This is a genomic window from Arthrobacter sp. sptzw42 (genome assembly GCF_059089685.1).
Map to the genome: position 1 here is coordinate 72,551 of NZ_JBNHEX010000006.1, position 22,557 is coordinate 95,107.

The 22,557-nt window shown below is 66.0% G+C and carries 22 protein-coding genes; 12 read left to right on the forward strand and 10 right to left on the reverse strand.

Features of this window, described 5'->3' with window-relative positions:
* Positions 1-67 precede the first annotated feature (67 nt).
* From AC5RT4_RS09735 to ybaK, 3 genes are read left to right on the forward strand one after another with little or no spacing between them, the layout of a single operon-like run.
* Positions 68-994, forward strand: coding sequence for a sulfurtransferase (locus AC5RT4_RS09735; protein WP_494039514.1), 927 nt, complete (start codon positions 68-70; stop codon positions 992-994).
* Between the two features lie 28 nt (positions 995-1,022).
* Positions 1,023-1,484, forward strand: a complete 462-nt coding sequence (locus AC5RT4_RS09740) for a SufE family protein (protein ID WP_494039513.1) — start codon at positions 1,023-1,025, stop codon at positions 1,482-1,484.
* An 11-nt stretch (positions 1,485-1,495) separates the two neighbouring features.
* A complete protein-coding gene (gene ybaK / locus AC5RT4_RS09745; protein ID WP_494039512.1) occupies positions 1,496-1,999 on the forward strand; it encodes a Cys-tRNA(Pro) deacylase in 504 nt (167 codons plus the stop codon).
* Between the two features lie 59 nt (positions 2,000-2,058).
* On the opposite strand, the gene AC5RT4_RS09750 is transcribed toward ybaK, so the two are convergent.
* Both AC5RT4_RS09750 and AC5RT4_RS09755 read right to left on the reverse strand, forming a co-directional pair.
* Entirely contained in the window at positions 2,059-2,235 is a 177-nt protein-coding gene (locus AC5RT4_RS09750; RefSeq protein ID WP_494039511.1) for a hypothetical protein, read from the reverse strand.
* Between the two features lie 143 nt (positions 2,236-2,378).
* Complete coding sequence (locus tag AC5RT4_RS09755; protein WP_494105589.1) at positions 2,379-3,680, reverse strand: alpha/beta hydrolase family protein; 1,302 nt, start codon at positions 3,678-3,680, stop codon at positions 2,379-2,381.
* Between the two features lie 113 nt (positions 3,681-3,793).
* Between AC5RT4_RS09755 and AC5RT4_RS09760 the strand changes: the two genes are divergently transcribed.
* From AC5RT4_RS09760 to AC5RT4_RS09800, 9 genes are all read left to right on the forward strand, one after another.
* On the forward strand, positions 3,794-4,285 hold the full coding sequence (locus AC5RT4_RS09760; RefSeq protein WP_494039509.1) for a hypothetical protein: 492 nt from the start codon (positions 3,794-3,796) through the stop codon (positions 4,283-4,285).
* A gap of 14 nt (positions 4,286-4,299) precedes the next feature.
* Positions 4,300-4,821 (forward strand): peptide-methionine (R)-S-oxide reductase MsrB, encoded by a 522-nt coding sequence (gene msrB, locus AC5RT4_RS09765; RefSeq protein WP_494105590.1) that lies wholly within the window; start codon positions 4,300-4,302, stop codon positions 4,819-4,821.
* Positions 4,822-4,960: 139 nt separating this feature from the next.
* On the forward strand, positions 4,961-6,328 hold the full coding sequence (locus AC5RT4_RS09770; protein WP_494105591.1) for a DUF6421 family protein: 1,368 nt from the start codon (positions 4,961-4,963) through the stop codon (positions 6,326-6,328).
* Complete coding sequence (locus AC5RT4_RS09775; RefSeq protein ID WP_494039506.1) at positions 6,325-7,125, forward strand: SDR family oxidoreductase; 801 nt, start codon at positions 6,325-6,327, stop codon at positions 7,123-7,125. Before AC5RT4_RS09770 ends, AC5RT4_RS09775 begins: the two co-directional genes overlap by 4 nt.
* A gap of 31 nt (positions 7,126-7,156) precedes the next feature.
* Positions 7,157-8,254, forward strand: a complete 1,098-nt coding sequence (locus AC5RT4_RS09780; RefSeq protein WP_494105664.1) for a threonine aldolase family protein — start codon at positions 7,157-7,159, stop codon at positions 8,252-8,254.
* A gap of 61 nt (positions 8,255-8,315) precedes the next feature.
* On the forward strand, positions 8,316-8,966 hold the full coding sequence (locus AC5RT4_RS09785; protein ID WP_494039504.1) for a DUF3000 domain-containing protein: 651 nt from the start codon (positions 8,316-8,318) through the stop codon (positions 8,964-8,966).
* A gap of 99 nt (positions 8,967-9,065) precedes the next feature.
* Positions 9,066-10,406, forward strand: coding sequence for an HRDC domain-containing protein (locus tag AC5RT4_RS09790; protein ID WP_494105592.1), 1,341 nt, complete (start codon positions 9,066-9,068; stop codon positions 10,404-10,406).
* A gap of 114 nt (positions 10,407-10,520) precedes the next feature.
* Positions 10,521-11,804, forward strand: a complete 1,284-nt coding sequence (locus tag AC5RT4_RS09795; protein ID WP_494105593.1) for a thiolase family protein — start codon at positions 10,521-10,523, stop codon at positions 11,802-11,804.
* Complete coding sequence (locus tag AC5RT4_RS09800) at positions 11,801-13,978, forward strand: 3-hydroxyacyl-CoA dehydrogenase NAD-binding domain-containing protein (RefSeq protein ID WP_494105594.1); 2,178 nt, start codon at positions 11,801-11,803, stop codon at positions 13,976-13,978. Before AC5RT4_RS09795 ends, AC5RT4_RS09800 begins: the two co-directional genes overlap by 4 nt.
* An 82-nt stretch (positions 13,979-14,060) precedes the next feature.
* Here the strand turns inward: AC5RT4_RS09800 and AC5RT4_RS09805 are convergent, their stop codons facing one another.
* From AC5RT4_RS09805 to dxs, 8 genes are all read right to left on the reverse strand, one after another.
* Positions 14,061-15,587 carry an ABC transporter ATP-binding protein gene (locus AC5RT4_RS09805; protein ID WP_494105595.1) on the reverse strand — a complete coding sequence of 509 codons (1,527 nt, stop codon included), beginning with the start codon at positions 15,585-15,587 and terminating at the stop codon, positions 14,061-14,063.
* Positions 15,588-16,325 carry an energy-coupling factor transporter transmembrane component T gene (locus tag AC5RT4_RS09810; protein ID WP_494105596.1) on the reverse strand — a complete coding sequence of 246 codons (738 nt, stop codon included), beginning with the start codon at positions 16,323-16,325 and terminating at the stop codon, positions 15,588-15,590.
* Positions 16,326-16,335: 10 nt separating this feature from the next.
* A complete protein-coding gene (locus AC5RT4_RS09815; protein WP_494039498.1) occupies positions 16,336-17,154 on the reverse strand; it encodes an ECF transporter S component in 819 nt (272 codons plus the stop codon).
* A gap of 164 nt (positions 17,155-17,318) precedes the next feature.
* Positions 17,319-18,344 (reverse strand): nucleoside hydrolase, encoded by a 1,026-nt coding sequence (locus tag AC5RT4_RS09820; protein WP_494105597.1) that lies wholly within the window; start codon positions 18,342-18,344, stop codon positions 17,319-17,321.
* 7 nt (positions 18,345-18,351) lie between these two features.
* On the reverse strand, positions 18,352-19,329 hold the full coding sequence (locus AC5RT4_RS09825) for an aldo/keto reductase (RefSeq protein WP_494105598.1): 978 nt from the start codon (positions 19,327-19,329) through the stop codon (positions 18,352-18,354).
* A gap of 8 nt (positions 19,330-19,337) precedes the next feature.
* Entirely contained in the window at positions 19,338-19,898 is a 561-nt protein-coding gene (locus AC5RT4_RS09830) for a hypothetical protein (RefSeq protein ID WP_494105599.1), read from the reverse strand.
* Positions 19,895-20,512, reverse strand: coding sequence for a DUF402 domain-containing protein (locus AC5RT4_RS09835; RefSeq protein WP_494105600.1), 618 nt, complete (start codon positions 20,510-20,512; stop codon positions 19,895-19,897). The genes AC5RT4_RS09830 and AC5RT4_RS09835 overlap by 4 nt, the downstream gene beginning before the upstream one ends.
* Positions 20,509-22,482: a 1-deoxy-D-xylulose-5-phosphate synthase gene (gene dxs, locus AC5RT4_RS09840; protein WP_494039493.1), complete on the reverse strand. Its 1,974-nt coding sequence runs from the start codon at positions 22,480-22,482 to the stop codon at positions 20,509-20,511. The genes AC5RT4_RS09835 and dxs overlap by 4 nt, the downstream gene beginning before the upstream one ends.
* Positions 22,483-22,557: the final 75 nt, after the last annotated feature.

The window sequence follows — 22,557 nt, forward strand, 5'->3', positions numbered from 1 at the left end:
GCTAGGGTGGGAGAAGGTCCCATGCCGGTCCCAAGGGTCGGCCGTGTTCTCGATGAAAGGCAAAAATATGTCCTACCCAGTTGAACAAAACGAGAAGTTTGCCGCCTACGCCCACCCCGAGCGCCTGGTTTCCACCGAATGGCTTGCTGCCGCCATCAATAACGGAGCCGTAGCAAAGGGCCAGCTGGTTGTGGTGGAGTCCGATGAGGACGTGCTCCTGTACGAAACCGGGCACATTCCCGGCGCCGTAAAAATCGACTGGCACACCGATCTGAACGACGAAGTCACCCGCGACTACGTCGACGGCACCGCATTCTCCGAACTGGCGTCGTCGAAGGGTATCTCGCGGGACAGCACCATTGTCATCTATGGTGACAAGTCCAACTGGTGGGCTGCCTACGCTCTGTGGGTCTTCACCCTTTTCGGCCACCAGGACGTGCGGCTCCTCGACGGCGGCCGGGACAAGTGGATTGCCGAAGGCCGCGAACTGACAAAGGACAAGCCGTCACCGGCCCGGGGTAACTATCCCGTGGTGGAGCGTGACGACACCCCCATCCGCGCCTTCAAGGAAGACGTCCTGGCGCACCTGGGCACCGGCCCGCTCATCGATGTCCGCTCCCCCGAGGAATACACCGGCCAGCGCACCCACATGCCCGCATACCCGGAAGAAGGTGCCCTGCGCGGAGGCCACATCCCCACGGCAGCGTCCGTCCCCTGGGCACGCGCTGCCGCTGCCGACGGCACGTACCGCAGCCGGGAGGAACTCGATGCCATCTACCTGGGCGAAGCGGGCCTCACCGAAGGTGACGACGTCGTGGCCTACTGCCGGATCGGAGAGCGTTCCAGCCACACCTGGTTCGCCCTCAAGTACCTCCTCGGCTTCGAGTCCGTCCGCAACTATGACGGTTCGTGGACCGAGTGGGGCAATGCCGTGCGCGTTCCCATCGTGAAGGGCGCCGAGCGCGGTTCCGTTCCGCTGGCAGTGGGAGTCTAACGCGGGTGTCCCGCGTAAACTTGGACTGATGACTACTCAAGCCTTGCCTTCCGCCCTTGCAGCGATCGTGGACGACTTCCAGTCCCTGACCGAACCCGAGAGGCTGCAGCTGCTGCTGGAATTCTCCGAGGGATTGCCGGAGCTTCCTGAGCGGCTGACCAACCATCCCGAGCTGCTCGAGCAGGTTGTAGAGTGCCAGTCGCCGTTGTTCCTCACCATTGAGACGGAGAAGAACGACGGCGGGCCGGCACCTGCCGTGCGGCTCTTCTTCAAGGCCCCTCCGGAGGCTCCCACCACGCGCGGTTTCGCCGGCGTCCTGCATGAAGGCCTGGACGGACTGTCCGCTGAAGAGATCCTCTCCGTGCCCGACGATATGCCGGAGCTGCTGGGCCTGACCCGCGCCATCACGCCCCTGCGCATGCGGGGAATGACGGCGATGCTGGGCAGGATCAAACGCAAGGTTGCGGCTTCGCCCGCCATCCGCTCCTAGCTGCCAAAACATTGACGGGACGCAAAAGCGCAGCACAGGGAACTCCGGCCACCGCCGTACTGGCGGCAGCCGGAGTTCCCTTTGTGCTGCACCCCTACGCCCACGATCCCTCCGCAGCCAGTTACGGCGCCGAGGCCGCCGAGGTCCTCGGCATGGATCCCTCGAAGGTCTTCAAGACGCTGATGGTTGAGGTGGAAGGCAAGCTGGCGGTGGGCATCGTACCCGTCAGCGGCACCCTGGACCTCAAGGCCTTCGCGGCAGCCCTGGGAGCAAAGAAAGCGGCAATGGCAGACCCCGCTGCCGCCCAGCGGCGTACCGGATATGTGCTGGGCGGAATCTCCCCGCTGGGCCAGCGGCTACCCTCCCCCACAGTGCTGGACCGCAGCGCGCTGGCACTCGAGACACTATTGGTTTCCGGAGGCAGGCGCGGCCTGGACATCGAGCTCGCCCCTGGAGACCTCGTCCGCCTCACCGGCGCCGTCACCGCTCCCATCAGCTCGCTGTCCGCCCCGTAGGCCCCGGACAGGCACGGCTGATCCTCCTGCTGCGGGCCTATAATCGTTGTACCGGCGGTTCACTGCAGAAGCAGCGACGGCACTGGAAGGTCGCGGTCACCGTGGTCAAAAATCCATTCAAACACTCCCCGCATGATCCGGGCCAGGACACCGGGAAAAACCACCACACTTCCTGGCTCCGGCGCGAAGATACCGCCATCAGCCACGGAAAGAGCAGCCTCTTCTTTATTGCCCACGAAAACCCGCCACCACCATCAGTGACGTGTCTTCAAGGGCACGAGATTCTGCCGGGCGAGAGCACCTGCAGCCAGGGTCACCCCATCGGCTGAGACCACGTCCCGGTTGGTTCAGCCACTGGCGCCACCCGGACAAACAGGTCTTATTGAACCCGGTCCGCCACGGCACCGTCGGATCCTTGCCGGACCCCGCCCGGGTTCAGCCGGGGCGCCAGCTGCTGGCGCAGCCACGCCTTCACCACGTTTTCCCAGCGTTCGGGATCCACGTTCCACTCCTTGGTGTGCCGGGCATGGCTGAAGGCCTCGAAGGTGACTATTTCCGGGTTTCTTTCCGCCAGGAGCGCCGAGGGCTTATAGGGCACGTACTCGTCGTCGACGCTGTGGATGATCAGGGTGGGAGTCCGCAGTTCCACTGCACGGGACACCCAGTCCATGACCTTGAGGTCCACCGGTGCGGACAGCCCGGTGAGCCGACGCCCGAGCGGATGCCCCAGCATGAGCTGCCCGTAACGCCCCACCAGCGAGGGGATCCGGTTGAGTCGCGCATGGTGCGCCAGGACGGTCACCCAGTCGATGACCGGCGCATCCAGCACCATGGCCCTGATCAGGTGCCGGTAGCGCGACAGGTCGGCGGCCTGCAGGCAAATGGCGCCGCCCATTGACCAGCCGAACAAAACGATCTCCTCAGCTCCGTTGGCCAGCGCGTACTCAATGGCGGCTTCGACGTCACGCCACTCGGTGGAGCCCAGTCCGTAGCGTCCGTCATCCGCGGACGGCGCCAGGCCGTCGTTGCGGTAGGACACCAGGAGGCTGGTCAGGCCGAGCTCAAGGGCGGGCCCGACGGCGCGCAGCGCCTCCTGCCTGCTGGCTCCCCGTCCGTGGACCATAACCGCCCAGGTCCGTGCTGTCCCGCCGGCGCGGACCAGCCAGGCGGGCGCCTGTCCGCGGTCCACCTCAACGAGCACATCCTCCGCAGGAAGGCCGACGGCGGCCGGGTCCGGATGGACCGCACCGCTCCACCAGCCCCAGCGCGCCTTGCTGAGGTCACCCGAGTAGACCGCTTCGACCTCCCGCGCCACTGTCCGTTCGGCGGGAGAGTACGAGACGATGCGGCCGATGCGCGCATGCCCCTTTCCGCCGTCGAAAAAGAATCCGTACACGCCGTCCACCGTGGTGTCGTCGTTGGCTGCAAGGATCACTTGCTGCCTGTGGCCGTCCCGGATCACCGCGAGGACTTCCTGGTTTTCGGCGCGCTGCCTGGCCGGGATGATGACGCGGCGGGCAAAATAGACAGCCAGCGCAGAGGAACCTGTGGCCAGCAGCCCGGCGAGGGCGCCACCGCCGATGGCCGTGCCAATGGCCCATTTCGCGCGGTGGGACAAACCGGCTCCCGGATCCTGGGAATGCGGGACCGTAGCAGGGCGGGGGCGGTGGAAAAGTGCCATGGAACTATTCTTACCGTCCCCGCACCGCAGGGCCGTATTTCCCGCGGCCTGGTGCAGGAATGCCTTGCCCGTGAAGGAGTGCAGCGCACCTGGTGCCGGACTAGGCTAGGGCCATGAGTGATCCCATCGTCATCCTGACCGAAGAACCCCTGGGGGCGGATGACCGCCTGAACATCGAGCGCCTGGTGGATGGAGCAGACACCCGGCTCGTTGTGCTGGTCCCGGGGAACACAGAGCGTCATCTGCTGGTGGACTTCCTTGAAAACCTGTCCCTGCTTGAAATTGCCAAGGCGTTCCGGGAACTCACGGCGCACGCTCCGGACCCTGCCGTGGAGCGGGCGCAGGCAGCGGAAACCCTTGCGGTATCGCTGGCGGCGCTGGGCGGGCTGGGCGCCGGCGTCAGCGGGGAAGTAGTGGACGGCGGGGCGGTGCAGGGCCTCGTTTCGAAGGTCAAGGAGACCGGCGCTTCCCAGGCCGTGGTGATCACCAGGCCGCACGCCGTGGCAGACACCTTCCACACCGACTGGGCCAACAAGGCCCAGGACCAACTGGGTCTCCCCGTCCTTCACCTGTACGCAGGTTCGGGATTTATCGGCGACTCCTGAACGTTGACAGGGCTATGAGCATCTTCGGAAACAACATCCTGGGTAACAGCATCTTCGGGAACAAGGCTGCCGATCCGGCGCCTGAGGGTCCCGCGGCCGAACCCACTGTCCATAAGAGCGACGCCGAGTGGCGGCAGGAACTCACGCCGGAGGAATACCACGTGCTCCGCCAGTCGGGGACGGAACGGCCCTATACCGGCGAATACTGGGACACGCACACAGCCGGTGTCTACCAGTGCCGGGCGTGCGGAGCGGAACTGTTCACCAGCACTGAAAAGTTTGATTCGCATTGCGGCTGGCCCTCCTTCTGGGCTCCGCTCGCTGAGGACACGGTGCGGTACATCCACGACCGGACACTGGGGATGGAACGGATAGAGGTCCGGTGCGCCACCTGTGATTCGCATCTGGGACACGTGTTTGAGGGCGAAGGCTACGCAACGCCCACTGTCCAGCGCTACTGCATCAATTCCGTCTCCCTGAAACTGGTACCGCGGGAAGAACCGCAGGTCAGCGAGCCCGGGCCGGCGCCTGAGTAACTGGAAGCGCTGGAGCTCGAGGCGCTGCAAAGCACCTTGAGCATTAGAACTTCTTTGGCATCGGCTCTTTTGAGATTAGTCCTGCTGGTTGCTTGCTACGCTCGCAAAAGATGGCAAGCAACCAGAAAGGCAGCCGACGATGACCGAAACACTGATCGCCGCTTCTACCGGAGTAACCGCGCACAACCAGCACTGGCTCCAGCTCAAAACCGCGGCTTCCGCCCTGCAATCCCTGCAGGTGAAGGACGGGTCAATTCCGGATGCCGGCGCCCGTGAAGAAGCTTCCCGGCACGTGGGCGAGATCGTGGACGCTGTCCGCGCGCTTGCCCCTGCCTTTCCACACGACGCCAGCTACCTGGACGCCGTCTGCGAAGACTTCGCCGACTGGGAAGCGAACGGCTTCGGCGTCCCCGACTTCCTGTCGTCGCTGCTGGCCTTCCAGCCGCAGGAACAGCGCCAAAACGGGCTCCAGCACCTGGTGGTTTTCCCTATGTACACGCAGAACGGCAGCAGCAGCCGGCTGGTGGAGGCGGTCCTGATCGAGGTGATCTGGCCCGAGTTCATCGCCGGGCTGGAGGCCGGGGAATACTCGAACAAACTCTTCGTGCCCATCCGCTTCCTGGACTTCACCGCCGGCTACGACACCAACTCCGCAGTGCTGTTCCCCGAGACGGTGGCTGTTCGCCAGACTCCCACCTTCACTTGGGGAGCCATCTTCGCCGACCGCGAGGCCGCCCGGTTCCGCCGTGTGCTGAAGGCAGCGGCCGAAACCACCCGCCTGGAACTCCCCGCGGGCGCGGCGGAACTGCTCGCCGACCAGGACCTGACCGAGGCCACCTTCGTGATGTGGGACCTCATCCACGACCGCACCCACATGCGCGGCGACCTGCCGTTCGATCCGTTTATGATCAAGCAACGGATGCCCTTCTTCCTGTACTCCCTTGAGGAGTTGCGCTGCGACCTGACGGCCTTCCGTGAGTCCGTCCGCATCGAAAAGGATGAGGACGCTGATCCGGAGGCGCGCCGCCACGCGAAGCTGGTGCAGTACGCCATCATCTTCGACCGGATCTTCCGCTTCGCCATCACCGGCAGCCGGGTCCGCAACTACGATGGGCTGGGCGGGCAGCTCCTGTTCGCATGGCTGCACCAGCAGCACGTCCTGCACTGGACCGACACCCGGCTCACCATCGACTGGGACGAGGTGGCGGACGCTGTCATCGCCCTGGGTGCCTCCATCGACGAGCTGTACTGGCGGTCCATCGACCGCCCCAAGAAGGCGCACTGGCTGGCCGCTTACCAGCTGATCTCGGCTACCGTTACGCCCAACCCGGCTTCGGTCTGGGCTAAGGGCCCCGAGGCGTTGGCCCTGGCCGGTCCGCCGCGCGGGCTGACGGACCAGGTGCTGGATGATGAATTTCCGCTGTCCATGTTCTACGAAGCACTGGAGAAGAAGATGCGCCCTGTCATCGAATCAACTGCCGGGATCACCGGAGCATTTGCTCTGTGACCCAAGAACCATTGGCAGGGGAATCAGCGCCGGACACGCAGGCGCCGGGGCTGAACGTGCTGGTCACCGGTGGCAGCGGGGCCTCGGGCATCGCTGTCGCCCGTGCCCTCCACAAGGCAGGGCACCGGGTGTTCACGGTCGGCTCGGACCAGGCGAGAATCAAGGCCGCAGCCGAAGAAGCGGGCGACGGCGTGACAGGACTTGTGTGCGACCTCGCCCAGCTGGACGACGTTCGGCAGCTGCGGGCAGAGGTGTCAGCGGCGGCCGGTGCTGTTGACGCCGTCATCCACCTGGTGGGCGGCTGGCGGGGGGCCAAGGGCATCCCGGACCAGACGGACGGGGACTGGGACTTCCTGGAACGCGGCGCGATCACCACCCTCCGGAACGTGTCGCGCATCTTCTTCGACGACATTGCCGGGTCGCGCTGCGGCCGGTTTGCCATGGTGTCCTCCACAGCCGTGGACAAGCCGACGGCGGCCACGGCCAGTTATGTTGCCGCCAAGGCCGCTGCAGAAACCTGGACCATGGCAATCGCGGACGGCTTTCGCAAAGCTGCCCAGCCCGACGGCCGAAAGAGCAGCGGCGCGGAGAGTGCCAGCGTGGTGAGCAGCGGCGCGGAGAGTGCCGCCGTCGTGCTGGTGGTCAAGGCCCTCGTGGACGATGCCCTGCGAAGGAACCACCCGGAACGCAAGTTCCCGGGCGCAACAGATGTCGAGGACCTGGCGCGCGCCGTCGTCGGCCTGTTTGATACCGGGGCCACCGGCCTGAACGGCAGCCGGCTGCTGCTGGCGTCCTGACTGTACTTAGACTGAAAGCGTGAGCAAAGCCATGACTACAACAGCAGAAACTGCCGCCGGAACCCGGCTGCACGATCCCACCATCCGCGGATTCGCCTCGGACAACTACTCGGGGGTTCACCCGGAGGTCCTCGCGGCCCTGGCGGCAGCCAACGACGGCCACCAGGTCTCCTATGGGGAAGATGACTACACCGCCCGGCTGCAGGAACTGATGGAGGAACACTTCGGGGCTGGCATTGAGTGCTTCCCTGTCTTTAACGGCACCGGCGCCAATGTCCTGTCGCTGCAGTCGCTGCTGCCCCGCTGGGGCGCGGTGGTGTGTGCCTCCACCGCGCACATCAACATGGATGAGAATGGTGCGCCCGAACGCATTGCCGGCATCAAGCTCCTGCACGTCCCCACGCCGGACGGCAAGCTCACGCCCGAACTGATCGACCGGGAAGCCTGGGGCTGGGGCGACGAGCACCGCGCCCAGCCGCTCGCCGTCTCCATCACGCAGACCACGGAACTGGGAACGTGCTACACCCCGGAAGAAGTGCGGGCCATTGCTGACCACGCACACGCCAAAGGCATGAAGCTCCACATGGACGGCGCCCGGCTGGCCAACGCGGCAGCCCACCTCCAGGTCCCGCTGCGGGCCTTCACCCGCGACGCCGGGGTGGACATCCTGTCCTTCGGCGGCACCAAGAACGGGCTGCTGTTTGGCGAAGTGGTGGTGGCGCTGAACCCGGAGGCTGCGCACGGGCTGGTGTACCTCCGAAAAATGAACATGCAGCTGGCGTCGAAGATGCGTTTTATGTCCGCCCAGTTCATCGCCCTCCTGGAAGGCGACCTCTGGTTGCGGTCGGCCACCCACGCCAATGCCATGGCCACCAGGCTCCGCACCGCCGTGGACAGCATTGAGGGCGTTCAGCCCACACAGAAAACCGAATCCAACGGCGTCTTTGCCGTCCTGCCCGCCGGTGTGGCAGACAGGCTGCGGAACTCCTTCCGCTTCTACGACTGGAACGAGGCTGCCGGGGAAGTCCGGTGGATGTGTTCGTTTGACACCACCGAGGAGGACATCGATGCATTCGTTGCAGCAATCCGCCATGAACTTCAAGGCCATGAAAACAGACAGTCCGGCTAGGCGGCGTCCGGTGACGGCGAGCCTTCCCGCCGTCACCGGCCCAGTTGCGTAACCTGCGAAGGTGAACGCACTTGACAAGGTTCCCCCGGAATTTCTTCACGCCTTGGGAACCCTCAGGAAAGCCCGGTGCCGGGAGGAACTCCACCTGGCGGAGATTCCCGCGCCGGCTCGGCTCGCGCCCTTCGCTGTGGCGCTGGGGGCGGAGGTCCTCTCACCGGGGCCCGGGACGGCCGCCACTCCCCTGCACGGCCCTGCGGCGATGGCGCTGGCCGCCGCGTCAGGAACAGCGGACGACGACGAAACTGAGCTGGCAACGGGCCGCTTCATCCTGCTCCACGACCCGGAAGGCTCCGCGGTGTGGGACGGGGAGTTCCGCATCGTCACCTACATCCGCGCCCAGTTGGAGCCGGAAATGGGAAATGACGAGATGCTGGGGACAGTGGCCTGGACCTGGCTTGTTGAGGCGCTCGAGAACCACAAAGCCCCCTACCGCGCAGCCGGCGGCACTGCCACCAGGGTTCTTTCGGAAAGCTTCGGAACGCTTGCGGAACGGCCCGGGTCCATCGACATCGAGCTTCGCGCGTCCTGGACTCCGGCCACGTCGGACGTAACCGCACACCTCGAAGCCTGGTCTGACATGGTGTGCACCTTTGCTGGCCTGCCACCCCTTCCTGACGGGGTCACCCAGCTCCCGAACCGGCGCAGGAGCTAGCTGGTGGCTTGCAGTGCGGCTTGGAGCCCGGCTGTTGTGCCTTTCGGCGCGGAGCGGCGATCCATACGGCCAACGGCCGGCCGGTAAACTAAAGGCATCATGACCCCTAACATTCCGGAAAACACCACGGCCGGCGTTCCGGCTGCTGATACCGCCCCCCACATCACGGTGGAAGGCTTTGACAGCCCCATCCCCCAAATCATCGAACTCGATTCGCCCCGCGACGGCGTTCCGCTGGTCATCGAAACGCAAGCCGGGCTGGAGCGGTGCGCGGCTGCCATCGCCGCAGGCACCGGCCCTGCAGGAGTTGACGCAGAACGGGCCTCCGGCTTCCGCTATGGACAGCGTGCCTTCCTCGTCCAGATCCGCCGCGAGGGGGCCGGGACGTGGCTGATCGATCCGGAGCCTTTCGACAACCTGGACATCATCAACGACGCCCTGCGCGGCGTCGAATGGATCCTGCACGCGGCCAGCCAGGACCTGCCGTGTCTGTCGGAACTCGGCATGTGGCCGGACAGGCTCTTTGACACGGAACTGGCAGCCCGCCTGGCAGGCCTGCCGCGGGTTGGCCTGGCTGCCGTTATCGAGCAGCTGCTGGGGTTCGGGCTTGCGAAGGAACACTCGGCCGCAGACTGGTCCACCCGGCCCCTTCCTGAGCCATGGCTGCGCTACGCAGCCCTCGACGTTGAGGTCCTCACGGAGCTGCGCGAAGAGCTGATTGAACTCCTGGAAGCTGACGGCAAGCTGGAGTACGCGGAACAGGAGTTTGCGGCCATCCTGGACGCCGGGCTCGCCCCGCCGCGTGTTGACCCGTGGCGGAAAACCTCCGGCCTCCACCAGATCCGTGACCGGCGGCAGCTTGCAGCTGTGCGGGAACTGTGGCTGGAACGCGATTCCCTGGCCCAAAAGCGGGACGTGGCCCCGGGCAGGCTCATTCCGGACTCCGCCTTGGTTGCCGCGGCCAAGGCCATGCCCTCCACCGTGCCCCAGCTGCTGGGCACTAAAGGCTTTCATGGGCGTGCCGCGCAGCGCGAGGCTCCCCGGTGGCTGCGGTGCATTGCCGCGGCCCGGGACCTGGAAGAACTTCCGCCGCTGCACCTTGCCACAAACGCGCCGCCCCCGCCGCGCGTCTGGGCAGACAGGGATCCCGAAGCTGCGGCCCGGCTGGGCACCGCCAGGCCGCTCCTGCAGGAGAAGGCGGATCAGCTGAACCTACCGCTGGAGAACCTGCTGACCCCGGACTTCCTGCGCCGGGTGGCGTGGCGGCCCCCTGCGGAGATCAGCGAATCGTCGGTCGGTGCGGAACTCCGAACCCTCGGTGCCCGTCAGTGGCAGGTGCAACTGGTGGCGCCGCTCATCACGGAAGCTTTCCTCAACCCACAGCCATTGCCGCCGAGGGAACCCCGTCCGGACGCGGCCGCTGCCGGACAGCAGGGCTGACCCTCACCCCTTGCGGCCTAAGTTACTCGCGAGTAACATCGAAAGTATTGCCGTTCAGCTGCCTGCCGCCCTGCGGCAGTGGACTGACGCCTACGTCTCGATGAGGAGTTAAACGTGAGCAACAACGGAAGCAGCGCGTCCAACCGCACTGTCCGGGACGTCGTTTTTGTCGACGGCCTCCGCACACCGTTCGGCCGGGCGGGAGAAAAAGGCATCTACGCCGGCACCCGGGCGGATGACCTGATAGTCAAGTGCCTCCGGGAGCTGCTGCGCCGCAACCCGTCGCTGCCGCCGGGACGCATTGACGAGGTGGCCATCGCCGCCACCACGCAAGCCGGCGACCAGGGCCTGACCCTCGGACGGACGGCAGCCCTCCTGGCCGGGCTCCCCAGGACTGTGCCCGGTTTCGCTATCGACAGGATGTGCGCCGGTGCCATGACAGCGGTCACCTCCACCGCCGGCGGAATCGGTTTTGGCGCCTACGACGTGGTCATCGCCGGCGGTGTGGAACACATGGGCAACCACCCCATGGGCTCGGGGGCGGACCCGAACCCGCGGTTCATGTCCGAGCGGCTCGTTGATCCAGCCGCGCTGAACATGGGCAATACGGCCGAGAATCTGCACGACCGTTTTCCTTCCATCACCAAGGAGCGGACTGATGCCTATGCGGTGGCCTCCCAGAAGAAATTCGACGAGGCCCGGCGTGCGGGCCGCATCCAGCAGGACCTGGTGCCCGTAGCAACCCTGAAGCCGGGCCAGGGCTGGACGCTGAACACCGTGGACGAGCCGCCCCGGCCAGGCACCACCATCGCTGACCTCGCCACCCTCCGCACGCCCTTCCGTGCCCACGGCCGTGTCACCGCCGGAAACGCCGCAGGTTTGAACGACGGCGCCACCGCCGCCATCCTGGCATCCGCCGAAACCGCTATTGAGCTGGGGCTGCCAATCCGTATGCGCCTGGTCAGCTACGCCTATGCCGGAGTTGAGCCCGAGGTCATGGGCATCGGCCCCGTTCCCGCCACCGAAAAGGCCCTGAAGAACGCGGGGCTCTCCATCGGGGACATCGGGCTGTTCGAGATCAACGAAGCCTTTGCCGTCCAGGTGCTGAGCTTCCTCGAACATTTCCGCCTTGCAGACGACGATCCCCGGGTCAACCGCTACGGCGGCGCCATTGCCGTGGGCCACCCCCTCGCCTCCTCCGGTGTGCGGCTCATGAACCAGCTCGCACGGCAGTTCGAGGAGGACCCCTCCGTGCGGTACGGCATCACCACCATGTGCGTAGGACTGGGAATGGGTGCCACCGTCATTTGGGAGAACCCTCTCCACACCGACTACACCGGAGCCCGGCAAGGGGTATCCGCCGCAACCACCGAAACCGTTTCCGAAGGAGCAGCATGAGCGCCGCAGATTTCACCCAGCTTGCCAGCCTCTTTCCTCATGAAACCGTGACGCACTCCTACGTCCAGGACATTGAACTTCCGGCCCAGGCGGGAAAACCCAGCCCCGGCACGTTCGCCCTCATCACGCTGGACAACGGCCTGGACCATTCCAAGCCCACCACGTTGGGCCCGAACACGCTGGTGGAACTCGGCACCGTACTGGAGGAACTCCGGGAGCGGGCCCGCCGCGGTGAGATCATCGGCGTGGGTGTCACCGGCAAGCCCTACTACCTTGTTGCCGGTGCCGACCTCTCCACGGTTAAGACCCTGGACAAACGCGAGCATGGTTTATGGATGGCCCAGCTTGGCCACGACGTTTACAGCACGCTGGCCAACGTGGGGGTGCCAAGCTTTGCCTTCATCAACGGCACAGCCCTCGGCGGCGGCCTGGAGATTGCCCTGCAGTCCACTTACCGGACCGTCTCCACAGGGGCCGGCGCGCTGGCGCTCCCGGAAGCGTTCATCGGCCTGGTGCCTGGCTGGGGCGGCGTGTATATCCTCCCGCGCCTCATCGGACCGGAAAACGCAGTGCGAGTCATGATCGAAAATCCGCTGAGCAACAACCGGACTTTGACCGGGCCCCAGGCCTTCGAGCTGGGTATTGCCGACGCGATGTTCGAGCCTGCGGACTTCCTGGAGCAGTCCCTTGCCTGGGCCGCGAAAGTCATCACCGGCGAAGCCAAGGCGGAACGTGCCAACGCCGTCGACCCCGCCCACCCGGACACTGCAGCACGCTGGGCGGCCGCCGTTTCTGCCGGCCGGGCCCTGGTGGAAGCCAAAACGTCCAACGCCGCACCCGCTCCGGCCAAGGTCCTGGACATCCTTGAAGCCAACCGCACCATGACCCAGGCCGAGTCCGCTGCGCTGGAGTGCGAAACCCTCGCCGGGCTGATGCAGACCGACGAGTTCCGCGCCACCGTGTACGCCTTCCTGGATTTGGTCCAAAAACGGTCCAAGCGCCCGGCAGGCGCCCCCGACCGCAAGCTGGCGCGACCGGTCACAAAGGTGGGAGTGGTCGGAGCCGGCCTCATGGCCAGCCAGCTGGCGCTGCTTCTCGCGCGGCAACTGAAGGTTCCCGTGGTGATGACGGACATCGACCAGGCCCGGGTGGATAAAGGCGTGGGTTACGTCCACGCCGAGGTGGACAAGCTGCTGGGCAAAAAGCGGATCAGCCAGGACGCCGCCAACCGAACCAAGGCCCTGGTGACGGGGTCCGTTTCCAAGGAGGTTTTCGCCGACGCGGACTTTGTCATCGAAGCCGTCTTTGAAGAGCTCAACGTCAAGAAGCAGGTGTTCGCCGAACTCGAGGGAATCGTCACCCCGGAATGCATTCTGGCCACCAACACGTCCTCCCTGTCCGTCACCGCAATGGCGAAGGACCTCCAGCACCCGGAACGGCTGGTGGGCTTCCACTTCTTCAACCCGGTGGCCGTTATGCCGCTGCTGGAAATTGTCCGTGCCCCGAGGACCGACGACGCCGTCCTGGCCACTGCATTTGAGCTTGCCAAAGAGCTGAAAAAGACGGGGGTGCTGGTCAGGGATGCCGCCGCATTTGTAGTCAACAGGATCCTGCTGCGGCTGATGGGCGAAGTCACTGCCGCTTTTGACGAAGGTACTCCCGCTGAGGTGGCGGACAACGCCCTGCGGCCGATGGGTCTGCCGATGACTCCCTTCACCCTCGGCGCCATGGTGGGGCTCCCCGTGGCCCAGCACGTCCAGGAGTCGCTGCACGCAGCCTTCGGTGACCGGTTTCCGGTGTCCGCGAACCTGCAGAAACTGATCGACAACGGCGTGAAGAGCCTGTGGGTTCCCGGCCCGGACGGTACCCGGGAGATCCCGCAGGCCACGTTGTCGCTGATGTCTTTCGGAACCAGCCCCTCCACACCGGAGGAGGCCCTGCGGCGCACCCAGGATGCCCTTGCCGAGGAAATTGGCCTGATGCTCGAAGAAGGCGTGGTGGCCGGCCCCGAAGACATTGACCTGTGCATGATTCTCGGCGCCGGCTGGCCGATGTTCCTTGGCGGCATCACGCCCTATCTTGACCGCGTGGGGGCCTCCGAGCGGGTCAACGGCAAACGGTTCCTCCCGCCAGGGGTGGCCTCCCGCCCGGCAGGCCAGTCCGTCGAAAACTAGTCCCCCCCAGCCCCACGGGCATTGCAGAGGGCTTCGTGCGGCACGTCGGACGGAGCCCTTTGGCGTGCCGGCGCCGATGACATCAGCCCTCCAGCAGCTGTCCGCCGTCGAGCTTCAACAGATGGTGCGCCACGGAACGTGCGTAGGGCACGTCATGGGTGACCAGGACGACGGCGGCCCCCGCCGCTGCTGCGGACCGCACAGCGGCGTCCAGGACGGCCAGGCCATGGCCGTCCAGTGCAACCGTGGGCTCGTCAAGGGCAAGGACGGAGGGCCTGCGGGCGAGGACCGTTGCCAGCGCGAGCAGCCGCTGGCCGGAGGCCGGCAACTCGCCGGGGTGGTCATTGGCGGCTCCGGACAAACCCACTAGGGCCAAAGCTCCCGCGGTTCTTTCCGCAGCCTCGCCGGCACCGAACTTCCGGCCCAGTCCGAACCGGACTTCCCGTGCGGCAGTCCGTTCGAAAAGCTGGTCGCGCGGGTTCTGGAAAAGCAGTCCCACCGACGCGGCGACCTCCCCGGCGGGCACGCCGGCAATGTTCTTCCCACCAACCAGGACGCTGCCCGATGTTGGCCGCACCAATCCGTTGAGGTGGCGAAGGAGTGTGGATTTGCCCGCCCCGTTGGGTCCGGTAACGGCAACAACCTCCCCCGGCCGGAGCACGAGATCGACTCCCTGCAGGACCGTGATCCGGTGGTGCCCGGCGCCCCCGCGGCTGGCTGCCTTGGCCATCCCAACCCGGCGCGGACGTCCGTGATACCCGAAGGTCACGCCCCGGAGCTCCAGGACGGGCTCCGCTGCGGTGGTACCGGCCGCCTTCTGGAAATCCAGCTGCCTGATGGGCCGCCGGATCGCCGGCGGCAGACAACCGGCCGCTTGGTGCAGTTCCGTGGGCGTACCGCTGGCGGTTACCGTGCCGGCGTCGAGGACAATCCACCGGTCGGCCTCCAGCAGCACCTCATCCATCACCTGGCTGAGGACGACGACGGAAGTACCGCCGGCCACGAGCTTACGCAGCAGGAGCACCAGTTCGCCCGTCCCGGCGGCGTCGAGGGAGGCAAAGGGCTCGTCCAGGACCAGTACCTCCGGCTCAGCTATCACAGCACAGCCGGTGGCCAGGCGGCGCAACTCTCCCCCGGACAGGGTGTCAGGGTGGCGGGACATCAGCCGGGAAAGTCCCAGCAGCCCCGCAGTACGTTCCACGGCGGCATGCATGGCTCCACGGTCCAGGCCCGCATTTTCGAGTCCAAAAGCGAGTTCTTCGGCCACGGTGGCCCTGACAGTTGACAGTGCTCCGGCGGGGTCCTGCGGCACGAACCCCACGCGTGTACCCCATTCGGCGGGGTTGAGGCGCGGGTCGCCGGCGGTACCGGTAAAGTCCAGCCTGGATCCTGCCAGTTCGAGGTGCCCCTGAAGGTGCCCGTCCCGGCCGGGTGACAGCCATCCGGCGAGAAGCCTGCCCAGCGTGGACTTGCCGCTTCCGGATCCACCAAGGATTGCCGTGAGGGTCCCGGGGGCGCAGGAGATGGCCACGTCTTGAAGGACGGGAGCGTCTTCCCCGTGGAAGGAAAAGCTGCTGATTCCTGCGCCAAGGGCAGTGGAGGTATGCACCTAGGCCGCCGCCTGCCACACGCGGGCTACTACGGCAGCCACAGCGGCCAGGAGCAAAAGGACGCGCAGCAACCGTTCGAGGGGCCGGTCCGGCACGTCCCGGTAGCTGGTGCTGGGGCCGGCGCTGCCGAATCCCCGGGCCTCGAGGGCTGCAGCGCGGGTTCCGGCGTCCTCCACCAGCGCTGAAACCAGGGGAACGGCCTGCAGCCGGAAAGCGGCCATCCGGTGCAGCAGGCCGCGCCGAATCACCAGCCCCCGCGCTTCCTGCGCCTGCCGGATACGTTCCATACGGGACGTGACGGCAGGCAGCAACGTCAGTGTGGACGCCAGCACGAAAGCAACCCGGCTCCGGACGCCCTTCGCGGACAGCGCCGCCACCAGGTCCGGAACGCTGACACTGAAGGAAAACACCAGGAGAGCCAGGACCGCAGCGCCCAGCTGCGCTGCCCTCTGGAGTACAAACGACAACCCTTCAGTGGTGATCCGCGCGGGTCCCCACGATGCCAGCACCGTAGCCCCTTCGGGGAAAAACAGGCCGTGCAGGACCACCAGCGACAGGCACAGCGGCACCAGGACCGCAGTTGCCGCGGGCAACAGGCGGCGGAGCGTCCCGCCCCACGCCGAGACACCTACGGCGGCCGCGATCACGGCGAGGGACAGCGGCCAGCTCGCTGCCGCCGTCGTGATGACCGCGGTACTGCCGGCAGCCGCGAGGGATGTCAGCGGATGCAGTCGCATGGGAAGGCGGTCAGGAACCCTGTCCGCGAGCCTTGCCGGCCAGCACCCGGTGCCGCCGGACAAACGGAAACTGCAGGCTTGCACGGCGGGGCAGGGCGTAGGCCAGTACGGCCACCACGGTGAACACGATGGCTTTGTCCATGGGGTCGGAGATGAGTGCCTGCTTGGTGATGGCGGCCAGGAGGGTGTCCCCCATGGACCGGAAGGCACTGACGATCGCTCCGGTGGCCACGCCGGATGTACCGCCGAAAACGAAGGCGGCCACCGGGGCCGAGACCACTCCGCCGATGATCCCCGTGAGGAACCCGGCGACGGGCGCGAGGTAGAAACGGCGGAAGAAACCATGCTTGGCAGCCAGCCCGGCAAGGCAACCGATCAGTGCCGCACCGGCCGCGAACGGCAGCACGGTGGGGTTGAAGAAGGACCAGACGATGCTGCTCAACGCACCGGTTGCTGCCCCGGCAGCCGGGCCGGCGAGGACCGCAATGAGGACGGTACCGATCGCGTCAAGGTAGAACGGGACCAGGGTGCTGCCGACGAACTGTCCGAGCACGATGTTCAGCACCAGGGCCACCGGGATCAGCACCACGGTTGATGTGGGCAGGGTGGGCAGGACTGCAACAACGAGGAGGACGGCGCCGGCGAGGAAACCGGACAGTGCGATCAGGGCCGAAGCGCTGCCTGGCCCGCCGGTGATGTCTGCGGGCTGGTTGAGGACCAGGTAGACGTAGGTGCCGGCGATGGCCAGGGCGCCGAGGATTTCCAGTACCCGTCGTTTGCGGGCGGCGGCCGGTGCCGGGGACGGCAGCGTCAGGGAGGGCGATGACATGGAGTTCCTTAGAGGGGTGCGCACGGCCGGCCCGGGAATCCCGGGCCGGGATGGAACGCTGCGTATGTCACCTCGGCAGCTGCGGCCAGGCAGCTGCGCCTGTCCGGTCCGCGGACTATTCTACCGGTGCACGGGCGCCTCCGCGATGGGGACCCGGTCAAGGCTCAGCCCACGCGGCGGGCCAGATTTCCGACGGCCAACACCAGCTCCCGGAAGGCAGCGCCGGGATGGTTGGCGGACACCACCCGGGCGTTCGGCGGCTGGCCCCAAAGGCCGCGGAAATCGGCGACGGTGGTGCCCATCAGCATCTTCGATCCGGTTTCCACGTCCACGGTGGCGGGGCGGGCCTCGAAGTCCAGTGTTCCTGCCGCGACGCCGGCGGCGAAGTAGTCATGGACGTGGGCCAGATAGCCTTGGTCGTAGTGGCGGTGGAACTCGAAGTAGAACCGGAGCGCATCGGAAAGGTGCCGGATCAGGGTGTTGTCGGAGCTGCTGCGCTGGCCCTCCGGCTGGTCGGGCAGCACCAGTTCCGGAACCCTTGCCCCGGCCGCCTCTGCCAGCTGCCGGACATGTTCGGGATGCAGTTCCATCCGCTCGGTGGTGTCCAGGGAACACACGATGGGCAGCTTTTCCGGCGGCAAGCCCTGGAAAGCGGCATACACTTCCTTGGCCGCGTGCGGGTCCACGTGCGTGTTCCATTCTGCGGTGGGCGTTGTGTTGCCCTGGTGGTAGAAGCTGCCGCCCATGATCACCACTTTGGCCAGCAGCGCAGGCAGTCGCGGTTCCTGCCGAAGCGCCAGCGCAAAGTTGGTCAGGGGTGCGGTGATGAGCGCGGTCAGCTCCCCCGGCCGTGCCCTGGCGTGCTCAACCCACAGGTCGACGGCGTTGCGGGGCGACACTTTGCCGACCGGTTCGGGCAGGACTGCGTGGCCGATGCCCTGGGGGCCGTGGGTTTCGGGAGTGGTCAGCAGCGGTATGGCCAGCGGCCCGCGCGCGCCGATAGCCACTTCCACCCCCGTTCGGCCGCAGAGCTCCAGCAAGGCCAGGGTGTTGCGCGCCACCTGGTCCACGTCAACGTTTCCCGGGGTTGCGGTGACGGAGACGAATTCCGTGTCAGGCAAGGCGGCAAGGTAGGCAAGGGCCAGGGCGTCGTCGATGCCGGTGTCAACGTCCAGCAGGAAGGCTGTCATGGCCGGCCTAGAACAGAGCCACCTTGGGAGCGGCAGGGAAAATTTCGTCCAGTTCCGCAAGGTCCTTTTCCGAAGGCAACCAATCCGCCGATTCCGCGTTCTGGCGGACCTGCGCCGGCGTGGTGGCGCCGGCAATGACACTGGCCACCGAGGGCTGGACCGCCAGCCAGGAAAAAGCAACCTGGATCTCGGTCAGCCCGCGTTCCCTGGCAAAGCTGCTGAACCGGTCCAACTGGTCCCAGTCGGCGTCGTGGACCAGGTGCTTGCGGGTGTGGCTGAGCCTGGAACCGTCCGGGGCGTGCCCGGGCGAGTATTTGCCGGTCAGCAGTCCGTTTGCAAGGGGGAAATACGGCAGGACCCCCAGCCCGAACTCTTCGGCTGCCGGTGTCACCTCAAGCTCGGCCCGCCGGTCCAGGAGGTTGTAGTGGTTTTGCGTGGAGATGAAGCGGACGCTGCCGAGTTCGCGGGCCACGTACTCCGCCTGGGCGATCTGCCACCCTGCACGGTTGGAATGCCCGATGTACCGGACCTTGCCGCTGCTGACGAGGGCATCCAGTGCGGACAGTGTTTCGTCAATGGGGGTCAGCGGATCAGGGGTGTGGAACTGGTAGAGGTCGATCCAATCGGTGGCCAGCCTCCGCAGCGAGGCCTCCACGGCCTGGACGATGTAGCGGCGTGAGCCGCGGGCACCGAAGTCCGGCCCGCTTGCGCCCTTCATGTCCATGCCGAACTTGGTGGCCAGCACGACGCCGGCACGCCGGTTCCCGAGGGCCTTGCCCAGCATCGTTTCGCTCAGTCCGGGTTCCCGGCCATAGGTGTCGGCGACGTCGAACAGGGTGATTCCGGCATCCACCGCCGCGTGGACCACGGCGTTGGTGGACTCCTGCGACTCCGTGACGGTGCTGGCCCGGCCCAGGTTGTTGCAGCCCAGCCCGACGGTGGAGACGGTCAGGCCGGACTTCCCGACGCGGCGGTAGGTGGTCACGGACGCTCCTAGAGGCTGAAGGTGCTGGCGGGCTTGGCGGAGTGCTTGAGCTTAAAGTTCTGCGGATCGCTGTAGGGTGCCGCGCCGATGCTGAGCTTGGTGAAGTCCAGGTCTTCGCCGCGGCTGCACACCTTAATGGCGCTGACTGCCTTGTTCACGTCGGGGCAGAGGCAGAAGATGTTGAGTTTGTAGTCCGTGAATTCGGAGCGTTCCACAGTTCCGAGTCCGCGCCAGGCAAGATGGCTGATGAGGGCGTCGGTCGCCTTCTCTTCCAGGTAGCGGTCCCTGTCGGTACCTTCCCTGGTTTTGAGCGCAAACTGGGCCACTACCCAGAACTGTTCCTCGTACGGGATTTCGGCGTAGCCGTCCTCGGCGCACTGCACGGCAAAGGCGTCCAACAGCCCTTCGGCTGCAGCCGCATCCGGGACGTCGGTTTCCTCTGTCTTGCTCTGGTGCCCCACAACTCCGTAGTTCATCAGGAACTGGTTGTAGTCCTCATCGAACCAGGCTTCCCGGAAATGGAGGGTACCCTCTTCGTCCCGTTTGTAGACCCTGACAATTCCGCTCATGAACGTCCCTTTGTAAACCATTCGACGTCCGTGCCGTCGAAGGGTGCCTGCTGTGCCTTAACGGCCTGGTAAAGCTGGTCCGCACAGGCCTCGAGTGTTTCCACCAAGGCTGCCGGGTAGTCCATGGCGACCCGGTGTTCGGCAAACTCGTCCTCGTCGTCGATGAACACGCCGCGCCCTGCTGTCCGCACCACGTCAAGGTCCATGTCGATGACGTGGAACTCCGTCACGGCCGGTCGGATGGGGTGCCATTCGTGCGCTACGGCCAGGTCTATATAGATCCTCACACCGCCGGGGTGCGCGTCGTCGTAGAAGGTGGCAACCCAGTCGCCCTCGCGCGGCACAAGGAGTACGGCGTCCGACTTGGTGTAGAAGGCAGCACCGGGCCGGGAGCAGAATTCATTGGTTCCCTGGAAAATCCACCAGCCATGCCGGTCCTCGCCCAGGTAGCGCCCAGGGACAACCCAATGAGCTTTGCCGTTCCACTTCCGGTTCCGTGCGACGACCAGGTGGCCGGGTTCCAGGTGCTGCGGTTCGCGGCTCGTCCCGGGCTGGTCTTCAGCTTCCGGCTCCCCCAGGACGCCCGGATACTTCAGTAGGTCCTCGCCCCTCACAGGATCGGAAGACTGCCGGTGGTGGGGTGCTGCTGGCCGGGCAGGGGACGCGCAAAGGGGACTTTTGTCCCGAGGACCTGGGCGACGACGTCGTGCGTTATCTGCTGTGCCGTAAGGCCCACGCGTTCCAGGACCTGCTTGCGGGTGCCGTGGTCGAGGAATTCGACCGGCAGGCCCACCTCGTTCAGGGCTGTGTCCACGCCTGCTGCGCGCATTTCCTGGCGGATGCGGGAGCCTACACCGCCGGCGCGGACGCCGTCCTCGATGCAGATCACCAGGCGGTGGTGGGATGCCAGGGCGATGATGGAGCGTGGAACGGGGAGCACCCAGCGCGGGTCCACCACGGTGGTGCTGATGCCTTGCGCGCCGAGGCGGTTAGCCACATCGAGGGCGAGCTCGGACATGGCACCCACTGAGATGATCAGGACATCGTTTTCGGTGGAACCGCTGGGCCTGCGGGACAGGACGTCCACGCCGTCGCTGAGCCGTTCGAGTGCTTCCACTTCGGCGCCTACGGATCCCTTGGAGAACCGGACCACGGTGGGCGCGTCGCCGATGGCTACGGCCTCCCGGAGTTCCTCGCGCAGCCTGCTGGCATCCCGGGGCGCAGCCAAGTGGAGGCCCGGGACGATCTGGACCATGGACATGTCCCACATGCCGTGGTGGCTGGCGCCGTCCGGCCCTGTCACACCCGCACGGTCCAGGACGATCGTCACGCCGGCCTTGTGCAGGGCGACGTCCATCAGGAGTTGGTCGAAGGCCCGGTTCAGGAAGGTGGCGTAGACGGCAACCACGGGGTGCAGGCCGCCGAACGCCATGCCCGCCGCGGAGGTCAGGGCGTGCTGTTCGGCAATTCCGACGTCGATGACCCGCTCCGGGTGCCGGGCCGCGAACTTGTGCAGGCCTACCGGAATGAGCATGGCGCCGGTGAGGCCGACGACGTCCTTCCGCTCATCGGCAATGGCAGCAATCTCGTCAGCGAAAACGGAGGTCCACGACTGGGCCCCGGCGGTGCCGGTGGGTTCCCCGGTTTCGGGGTCAATGATGCCCACAGCGTGGAACTGGTCCGCTTCGTGCGCCCGTGCCGGTGCGTAGCCATGGCCCTTTTCGGTCATGGCATGGACGATCACCGGGCCCGCGTAGTGCTTGGCGGTGGACAAGGCGTTCTCCATTGCCTGGAGGTTATGGCCGTCCACCGGGCCGATGTACTTCATGCCCAAGTCTTCGAACATGCCCTGCGGCGCCCACCAGTCCTTAATGCCCTTCTTCATGGCATGCAGGCTCTTGTAGGTGAACTGGCCCGCCGGCCCGCCGTCCTGCAGCTTCTTCTTCCACCAGTCCAGCGCCACCTCATAGGCAGGAGCTGTGCGGAAGGAATCGATAGTGGGGCGCAGGGAAGCGAGGTAATCGGCAAAGCCGCCCACGGTGGGGGCATAGGACCGGCCGTTGTCATTGACCACAATGACCACCCGGCGCCGCTTGTCGGCGGCGATGTTGTTGATGGCTTCCCAGGCCATGCCTCCGGTGAGCGCGCCGTCGCCCACCACGGCGACGACGTGCCGGTCGCCTTCCCCGGTGAGCTGCCGGGCGCGCGAGATGCCGTCAGCCCAGGACAGCGACGAGGAAGCGTGCGAGCTTTCGACGATGTCGTGTTCGGATTCGGCGCGGGACGGATAGCCGGAGAGGCCGCCCTCCTGGCGCAGCGTGCTGAAGTCCTGGCGGCCCGTCAGCAGTTTGTGCACATACGACTGGTGGCCGGTATCAAAGACAATGCTGTCGCGGGGAGAGTCAAAGATGCGGTGCACGGCCAGTGTCAGTTCCACCACGCCGAGGTTGGGTCCGAGATGCCCGCCCGTCTGCGAGACGTTCGTGATCAGGAAATCCCTGACCTCCGAAGCCAGCTGCTCCAGCTGTTCTTCGGACAACTCGTTCAGGTCCTGCGGATTCCGGATGGTGTCCAAGATTCCCAATGACCCCTCCTTCAGGTGGTAGACGTGCCGTTTAACTCTAACGCCTTGGTCAGCAGGACCAGACTTAGCCGCAAA

Bases quoted from the DNA above. Each gene is read 5' to 3' on its own strand.
- AC5RT4_RS09810 (WP_494105596.1), bottom strand. From the start codon at position 16,325: ATGCGACTGCATCCGCTGACATCCCTCGCGGCTGCCGGCAGTACCGCG.
- AC5RT4_RS09735 (WP_494039514.1), top strand. From the start codon at position 68: ATGTCCTACCCAGTTGAACAAAACGAGAAGTTTGCCGCCTACGCCCAC.
- AC5RT4_RS09755 (WP_494105589.1), bottom strand. From the start codon at position 3,680: ATGGCACTTTTCCACCGCCCCCGCCCTGCTACGGTCCCGCATTCCCAG.
- AC5RT4_RS09760 (WP_494039509.1), top strand. From the start codon at position 3,794: ATGAGTGATCCCATCGTCATCCTGACCGAAGAACCCCTGGGGGCGGAT.
- AC5RT4_RS09780 (WP_494105664.1), top strand. From the start codon at position 7,157: ATGACTACAACAGCAGAAACTGCCGCCGGAACCCGGCTGCACGATCCC.
- AC5RT4_RS09815 (WP_494039498.1), bottom strand. From the start codon at position 17,154: ATGTCATCGCCCTCCCTGACGCTGCCGTCCCCGGCACCGGCCGCCGCC.
- AC5RT4_RS09830 (WP_494105599.1), bottom strand. From the start codon at position 19,898: ATGAGCGGAATTGTCAGGGTCTACAAACGGGACGAAGAGGGTACCCTC.
- AC5RT4_RS09770 (WP_494105591.1), top strand. From the start codon at position 4,961: ATGACCGAAACACTGATCGCCGCTTCTACCGGAGTAACCGCGCACAAC.
- AC5RT4_RS09740 (WP_494039513.1), top strand. From the start codon at position 1,023: ATGACTACTCAAGCCTTGCCTTCCGCCCTTGCAGCGATCGTGGACGAC.
- AC5RT4_RS09800 (WP_494105594.1), top strand. From the start codon at position 11,801: ATGAGCGCCGCAGATTTCACCCAGCTTGCCAGCCTCTTTCCTCATGAA.
- AC5RT4_RS09820 (WP_494105597.1), bottom strand. From the start codon at position 18,344: ATGACAGCCTTCCTGCTGGACGTTGACACCGGCATCGACGACGCCCTG.
- msrB (WP_494105590.1), top strand. From the start codon at position 4,300: ATGAGCATCTTCGGAAACAACATCCTGGGTAACAGCATCTTCGGGAAC.
- AC5RT4_RS09790 (WP_494105592.1), top strand. From the start codon at position 9,066: ATGACCCCTAACATTCCGGAAAACACCACGGCCGGCGTTCCGGCTGCT.